This is a genomic window from Fluviicola sp., from assembly GCF_030151805.1.
GTDB lineage: Bacteria > Bacteroidota > Bacteroidia > Flavobacteriales_D > Crocinitomicaceae > Fluviicola.
The window spans coordinates 1-6863 of record NZ_JASLCN010000015.1; the positions used below are offsets into that span (position 1 = coordinate 1).

The following is a 6863-nucleotide window of genomic DNA, read 5'->3' on the forward strand; positions in this document are numbered from 1 at the left end:
AGCAGGAAAGGTTCCGTCAGCACTTTGTTCTCCTGCGTTTGCTGAAGATGCTTTTACCTGTACTTTCACATTGTTCAATGTATGAACGTGCGGAGGAATGTTACTTGTCAAAAGTGTTGTGGTTGTTGTACCTGCAACTTCTCCCATTGAGTAGTAAGGTAAACCAGGTCCCTGACCTTGTCCGATTGGTACACGTCCCTGTAAATCAGGAAGTGCGAATGTAGTAGTTCCGTTTCCACCGTAAGTTGTGCCTAACAATGAAAACAAAGCCGTGTTTTGCGCAATTGATAGAATCTGTCCTTGGCAAGTTGCGTAGCCTTTTGGAGCGAAGTTAAATCCAAATAGTTTTACTTCGCCGATAAATGGTTCAGTAGACATAGTTATTATTTGTTTAAAAGTTACTTTTCTACAAATGACAACTGAAAGTTATTCAAGCAATAGACCTGTTGAGGTAAATGAAAGAATAGCGGTGTTATCATCAGTGAATGTTTAATTTTTATCGGTTTTTAACAAAGATAGAGGATTAATCACAACAAAAAGGCGATAATACCCGAAGAAGCGTCGATAAACGAATAATCAAGGGGAAACCCTTGCCAGGAATTGTTCTTAAGAAAATAGTTCATTTTTTGCGTAATCAACTGAAATTGCAGTTTTCAGAAGGTTTGCAAATGGAAGCCCGTTTCAAAAGTCGATTGAAAAAAAATATTGTGCTATCAATCATTACGTAGTCGGTTGATTAACAGAATAAATAGCATCTGAATTTATTTATGAAGCTGATTGGGGTGGATTTTGATGAATCAGAAAGAATTTTTTACCCGCTCTTCCCACTGAATTCAAGGGAAATAAAAGTTAAATTAATGAAAAATGAATTTATTTGTCTGATGTAGCCATATTATACCGTACCTTCGCTGCAATATTTATTTAAATAACAGAGTTAATGAACAAAGGAACAGTTAAGTTCTTCAATGAAACTAAAGGATTTGGTTTTATTAAGGAAGAAAGCTCCGAAAAAGACCATTTCGTACACGTTTCAGGATTGGTAGATGAAATTCGTGAAGGAGATTTGGTAGAGTTTGAATTAGAAGAAGGTAAAAGAGGAGTGAACGCAGTAAACGTTCGCGTAATCCAATAATTGATTTTAATAAATGACCAAAAGAGTTTGTTCGTCTGCTGATGAATAGACTCTTTTTTTATTTTGTAGGATTAGAAAATTTTAAACAATTAATGGCAAGATCACAAGAAACATTCAGCAAGAAAGAAATTCAAAGCAAAAAAGATAAGAAGCGTAAAGACAAGGAAAAAAAGATGTTGGAGCGTAAAGAAAATGGTAAAGCCAGTTTCGAAGATATGATTGTATATATTGACGAAAACGGAAATCAGACAACAACACCTCCCGATCATTCGAAACGTCTTGAGTTCAATGCGGAAGATATCGTAATCGGTGTTCCGAAAAGAGAAGATGTAGAACCGGAAGATAAAATCCGTAAAGGAACTGTTACGTTCTATAATGACTCGAAAGGTTACGGTTTCATCAAAGACATTGCGTCAGGAGACAGCATCTTCGTTCACGCAAATCAATTGACTGAATCAATTACGGAAGGAAACAGAGTGAGTTTCGAAGTTGAAAAAGGTCAGAGAGGACCAACTGCGGTCAGAGTGAAAAAAGATTAACAATCGAATTGCATCGGAATCAGACGAATCTTCCGTTCGTTTGGTTCTCAAGGCAAACAAAAAAGGCCCTCTTCCGAGGACCTTTCAATTTACTTGTCAATAGAACCGGTAACGCGCTTCATGAATTCATTCAGGGCATCCCGTTGAGATTTACCGGCTTTTATTTCTTTGTGAACCTCAATGGCTCCGGAGAAGTTGGACAATAACTCTCCAAGCACATCCAGTTCTTCATCTTTCAAACCCGGAGCATCAATTAAATACTCCAGTGTTTCGATGGTTTCGTTCACATAGTCTTCATCGTTTTCTTCGATGAAAGTCACCATATGCTTAATTACCGGCAATCGCATCTTTGATATCTTGAATGATTTCTACTTTATTTCCCTGAGCTTGTTTCACCAATTCTCCGCCTACAAAGCCCGCGAAAGTCGGCAGGTTTGAAACATCTGCAAATTTGCGCGAGTTCGGTAATTTTTCAGCATCCACATAATAGAATTCTATTCCTGGATTTTCTTCCGCCATTCGCTTAAACTTCGGCTTGGTGATTTTACAGTTACCACACCACGATGCTCCGTATTGAACCATCACTTTTTGATTGGTATTCAATAACTGCTCTAAATTATCTTCCGTCAACTCTGTAAACATGATTTCTTAGTTTTTGCTTAAATATTGAGCTGTGCTGATACGATCAGCTTTCATTGCTTCTTTTCCCTCTTCCCAGTTTGCAGGACAAACTTCACCGTGTGTTTGAACGTGTGTGTAAGCGTCAACCAAACGGATGTACTCCTGAACGTTACGTCCAACCGGCATGTGGTTAATTGATTCGTGGAAAACAGTTCCCTCTTCGTCAATCAGGTAAGTTGCTCTGTAAGGAACATTGTCACCAGTTGAATCCTCATCATACGGATCGAAATCCAAAATGTCCAACTCTTCTGCCAAACGACGTGTTGAATCCGCGATTAAAGGGAATTTAACTCCTTCAATTCCACCATTGTCTTTGGATGTGTTTAACCATGCAAAGTGAACTTCAGCCGTGTCACAAGATGCTCCGATAACCAACGTGTTTCTTTTTGCGAAATCTGCGGAAGCTTCCTGGAAAGCGTGAATTTCAGTCGGGCAAACAAATGTGAAATCTTTCGGGTACCAAAACAACAATACCTTCTTTTTGTTGTCAATTGCTTGTTTCAATACGTCGATTTGGAAAGTATCTCCCATTTCATCCATTGCATTTACCACTACTGATGGAAATTTTTTACCTACTACACTCATTTTTAGTTGTTTTTTTATGTTTGTTTATTTGTTACTTGCTATTTCAAAATTCGGAAGGAAACCATTGAATTCCTATGATATATGTCATCTTTTTCGGAGCCAGGACAATGAGCGTCAAGAGTCAGGACTGTTTTTAAGTTTTGCCTCTGCTAGTCTTGCCTCTTAAAATTTATTTCCCCAACCAGGCTGCGAACATCCAATTCGTTTTTTCCTTTTCACGAACCAGATCACTCATCATTCCGTTTGTACCTTCATCGCCTAATTCGGCAGATTCATTCAGGATTTCGCGTTCCAACTTCAAAATGGTTTCCTGCGCACTCAAAATGTAAGACATACCTTCTTTACCGTCATGGATCGTAGGATTTTCTTTCAGATCGCTGTGTTTCAGATAATCCTCGAAACGGTGAAGCGGAGTAATCCCTAAAGTCAGAATTCGTTCTGCCAGATCATCAATAATCACCTGGGTTCTGGTGTACAATTCTTCGTATTTCAAATGCAATTCGAAGAAGTTCGTTCCTTTTATATTCCAGTGAATCGCGCGTAAATTCTGATAATGTACCTGATATGTTGCCAGCAGACGATTCATTTTGTTGTTTAAATCTTGTTGTGAATTCATAGTTATTGTTTTAATAGTTAGACTTTGAGAGCCAGGAGCCAAGAGTCAGGACGGTCCTGTTTCTTGGCTCTTTCCGTCTTGTCTCTCGTTTCACAGTTCAAAGTTGCTCATTTTTTAAATATAAATGATATTGATTAACTTTATAAATCTATAGAATTAATTTATTATGATTTCACCACAACAGATTGCATACATTTTGGCCGTTTCGGAAACCGGTTCTGTCAGCAGAGCCGCGGAGCAATGTTTTGTGACGCAGCCAACGCTTTCCATGCAGTTGAAGAAAGCCGAAGAAGTATTGGGACATTTGATCTTTCACCGCGATACGAATTCAATGGAGCTGACGGAATTTGGAAAAGCATTGATTCCCGTACTTCAACAGATTCAGGGAGATTTTGGTGCAATCGATCGCATCCGTCAGATTTATTCGGGAACGTATCAGGAACGCTTGAGAATCGGGGTGATTCCGACTGTTGCAGCTTATTTATTGCTGGATAATTTCCAGGAATGGCAGTCTTTGTTACCCACCACGCAGGTGTTTGTGGAAGAATTGAAGACGGAGGAATTGTTGGAAGCTTTGGATCAGCGAAAGGTAGATATGGCGATTCTTGCCGGACCGATTACTCAGAACAGTTTCCGGGTGACGCCCTTATTTACGGAAGAGATTTTAGCCTACGCACCAAGTATCGAAGGTGAAATTCTGCTGGTGGACCAGTTAAAAGATCTGCAGCCCTGGCTTCTGAACAAAGGAAATTGTTTGCGGACGCAAATGATGCAATTTTGTTCGATCAATGACGATTTACCTTCCAGCTGGAATTACCAGGGCGGAAATATGGATTTGTTGATGCGGATGGTAGATCAGCAGGGCGGATACACGCTGATTCCGGAATATTATCATCCTTTTGTGCAGCAAACGGCAGAATTCAAATCTATTCGCGATGATCAGGGTTCTTTTCCGGGAAGATCCATTATTGCAGTAAGCGCTTTCCGGCATGCGAACTGGGATTCGATGGAGAAAATCATTCGTTCCATTCAGCATAAATACAGCAAACCGGTTGCAAAAGAACTGGAATTGCTGAGTTGGAAGTAGAAAGATCATTTATTAAGAATGAAATTCCTATGATCAGTATGCCATTTATAATTGATAATTCTCCAGTATCTTTGTACCTCAATCTAAAATCTAAATGATTAGAACCCTTTTTCTGCTCTTGACTGTCTTTCTACTGAATAATAGCATTTATGCACAGTTATCTGATGCCAGTTACTGGCAATTGAAATCAGAATTGACCGAATTAATCAATAAACTGAGGATCGAAAAACAACTGAAACCCTTAGCGTTTGATTATACCTTAGAGCAAGCAGCGGCACTGCACAGTAATTTCATGGCATTGAATCGTGTTTTGCAACATGAAGAAGTTGATCCTAAAAAGCTGACACCGAAAGCACGGGTTTCCTTTTACGGAGGAACGGATTTTGAACTGGTAGGGGAAAATGTGATTCAATCTGCTCCGCAAACGTTTCCATTGGATAAGAACGCTGTTTCGGCACTGGCAAAGGATTTTTTTGAAAGGTGGCGGAAATCGCCCGGGCATTATGCCAATATGATCCACAAAAGTTATGAATTGGGTGATTTGAGCTTTGCAGTGGACACTGAAAACAACGTCATTTATGCCACTCACGTCTTTGGAAAGCGAGGAACCGTTATTCCCAATCAGCTTTCAAAAAATGGTTTCGGATTGAAGTTGGCAGACCCTAAATGCATGGATAAATTTGAAGGGTATATCAATTTGGTCTATAACCTGGGGAATGATGTTCGTTTGAAAACGGATGGAGAAATATGGCTGGAAGTGTCGGATAAGGCTACTTTTAATACAATTTTTTCGAATCCGAAGGATGGCTTGGCGGTTGATCTTATTGACCGGGAACAAATCAGATGTGGAAAAGAAAATCAATTGGATATGTCACCGGTTTATGATGGAATATTATTGAAGCCATTGTATCGCGATGAACTTAAAAAAGGGAACCAGGCGGAAAGTGATTATCGTTTCCTGGTAAAATTGGGAGATGTTCCTGCTGAAATGCAGAACAAAAAATTAAATGCGTCGGTTTTATTGATTAAAGATGGGGAGGTTTGCATGTATCTCTATGAAGTGTGTCAGGAAAGAGATCAGTATAAATTAGTTCCTGCGAAACCGAAGCTTCTGGAACCAAAAAACGGGATATTTGAACCACACGGAATTGTGAAATCTGTTACTCTGGATTATGATTTTTCTCCAAGAGATTCCGTTCCGAAGTCTTATCCTGATTTATCGTCAATAGGGAAAACAGTCCATTCCGTTTATATTCAGTCTTATTCATCCGTTGATGGAGATTCCTTGTCGAATGCGTATTATCATTACATGCGTGCGAAGAAAATCAAGGAGCATATCCAACACAAATTAACGTTGAATGAGTCCATGATTCAAATGGATTACCGGGAGAATTGGGAATTAATGGATTACCAGATGCGTTATTACTTATTAGATGATTTATTGGCAATGAAGCAGAAGGATATCCGCCTGAAGTATAAAGATTACCCGGATGTTCCATGGCAGAAATTGTTCTCCAAACAACGAAGATCTTGTGCTACGATTAATTTTGAAGCTGATCTTCCTCCGAATACGCCTTTAAATGTATTAGCAGAAACCAACTTGAGAACGGCTTTGATCAATAAGAATTGGGATTTGGCAAACAAGGCAATGGCTGTTTTATATACAAATGGAAAAGTTCCGGGTTTCCTGTTTGAAATTCCATTTTATGACATTCTGAAAAATACTCCTGAATTGACGCAAAATGTAGCAGCATTATTCACTCTTTTGCCGGAACCTAACAGGCAGGAAGTGAATCTGTTTTTAATGGCGTGTCTGAAAAGAACATCCGGTCTTACCAATGATGCGAGAGAAAATCTATTGATCTTATATGCAATGATCTCCTTTGAAAAATTAAAAATTTGGGATTTACCGGCTCAACAACTTGCAAAGATCATTGAACCGAAGAAAGTACTTGCAATGACTCAGAACAGGACATTTAGCCCGGAAGCTATGGTAAATATGCATTTGACCTTCATCAATTACTTTGGACAGATCAATGATTCTAAAAATATTTCAAAGTCGTTTGACTACATCGTCGATTATTTCAGTAAAAAAGTGCTGAGTATGGAAGACAATGTCCAATTGGTTCGTTTCTTTAATAACTGGAGCATGTATCATTTAACGATCAATCGCTTGAAACCTTTATTTCTGGAAAAGAAACTAAACAAAGAAGCACTTTTCAT

The 6863-nt window shown here is 38.9% G+C and carries 9 protein-coding genes; 4 read left to right on the forward strand and 5 right to left on the reverse strand.

Going from position 1 to position 6863, the window contains the following annotated elements:
- Window positions 1-378, reverse strand: a 378-nt coding sequence (locus tag Q1V93_RS00515; RefSeq protein ID WP_300659965.1) for a tail fiber protein, incomplete at its 3' end; no start/stop codon positions are given.
- Window positions 379-937: 559 nt separating this feature from the next.
- Between Q1V93_RS00515 and Q1V93_RS00520 the strand changes: the two genes are divergently transcribed.
- Window positions 938-1132 (forward strand): cold shock domain-containing protein, encoded by a 195-nt coding sequence (locus tag Q1V93_RS00520; protein ID WP_124745099.1) that lies wholly within the window; start codon window positions 938-940, stop codon window positions 1130-1132.
- A gap of 92 nt (window positions 1133-1224) precedes the next feature.
- The gene (locus Q1V93_RS00525) at window positions 1225-1671 is read left to right on the forward strand and encodes a cold shock domain-containing protein (RefSeq protein WP_300659970.1); all 447 of its coding nucleotides are present in this window, start codon (window positions 1225-1227) and stop codon (window positions 1669-1671) included.
- Between the two features lie 89 nt (window positions 1672-1760).
- On the opposite strand, the gene Q1V93_RS00530 is transcribed toward Q1V93_RS00525, so the two are convergent.
- The 4 genes from Q1V93_RS00530 to Q1V93_RS00545 form a co-directional block, all read right to left on the reverse strand.
- Window positions 1761-2018: a hypothetical protein gene (locus tag Q1V93_RS00530; RefSeq protein ID WP_300659973.1), complete on the reverse strand. Its 258-nt coding sequence runs from the start codon at window positions 2016-2018 to the stop codon at window positions 1761-1763.
- Window positions 1999-2313, reverse strand: a complete 315-nt coding sequence (locus Q1V93_RS00535) for a thioredoxin family protein (RefSeq protein ID WP_124745102.1) — start codon at window positions 2311-2313, stop codon at window positions 1999-2001. The genes Q1V93_RS00530 and Q1V93_RS00535 overlap by 20 nt, the downstream gene beginning before the upstream one ends.
- A 6-nt stretch (window positions 2314-2319) precedes the next feature.
- On the reverse strand, window positions 2320-2937 hold the full coding sequence (locus tag Q1V93_RS00540; RefSeq protein WP_300659981.1) for a peroxiredoxin: 618 nt from the start codon (window positions 2935-2937) through the stop codon (window positions 2320-2322).
- 169 nt (window positions 2938-3106) lie between these two features.
- Window positions 3107-3553: a Dps family protein gene (locus Q1V93_RS00545; protein WP_300659984.1), complete on the reverse strand. Its 447-nt coding sequence runs from the start codon at window positions 3551-3553 to the stop codon at window positions 3107-3109.
- A 166-nt stretch (window positions 3554-3719) separates the two neighbouring features.
- On the opposite strand from Q1V93_RS00545, the gene Q1V93_RS00550 reads away from it, so the two are divergent.
- A complete protein-coding gene (locus Q1V93_RS00550; RefSeq protein WP_300659987.1) occupies window positions 3720-4640 on the forward strand; it encodes a LysR family transcriptional regulator in 921 nt (306 codons plus the stop codon).
- Window positions 4641-4734: 94 nt separating this feature from the next.
- Window positions 4735-6863: CAP domain-containing protein (locus Q1V93_RS00555; protein WP_300659989.1), on the forward strand; the 2129-nt coding region annotated here is incomplete at its 3' end.

What these genes read in the sequence shown, in the direction of transcription:
- Q1V93_RS00520 (WP_124745099.1), top strand. Translation starts at nt 938, where the DNA reads ATGAACAAAGGAACAGTTAAGTTCTTCAATGAAACTAAAGGATTTGGT.
- Q1V93_RS00525 (WP_300659970.1), top strand. Translation starts at nt 1,225, where the DNA reads ATGGCAAGATCACAAGAAACATTCAGCAAGAAAGAAATTCAAAGCAAA.
- Q1V93_RS00530 (WP_300659973.1), bottom strand. Translation starts at nt 2,018, where the DNA reads ATGCGATTGCCGGTAATTAAGCATATGGTGACTTTCATCGAAGAAAAC.
- Q1V93_RS00535 (WP_124745102.1), bottom strand. Translation starts at nt 2,313, where the DNA reads ATGTTTACAGAGTTGACGGAAGATAATTTAGAGCAGTTATTGAATACC.
- Q1V93_RS00540 (WP_300659981.1), bottom strand. Translation starts at nt 2,937, where the DNA reads ATGAGTGTAGTAGGTAAAAAATTTCCATCAGTAGTGGTAAATGCAATG.
- Q1V93_RS00545 (WP_300659984.1), bottom strand. Translation starts at nt 3,553, where the DNA reads ATGAATTCACAACAAGATTTAAACAACAAAATGAATCGTCTGCTGGCA.
- Q1V93_RS00550 (WP_300659987.1), top strand. Translation starts at nt 3,720, where the DNA reads ATGATTTCACCACAACAGATTGCATACATTTTGGCCGTTTCGGAAACC.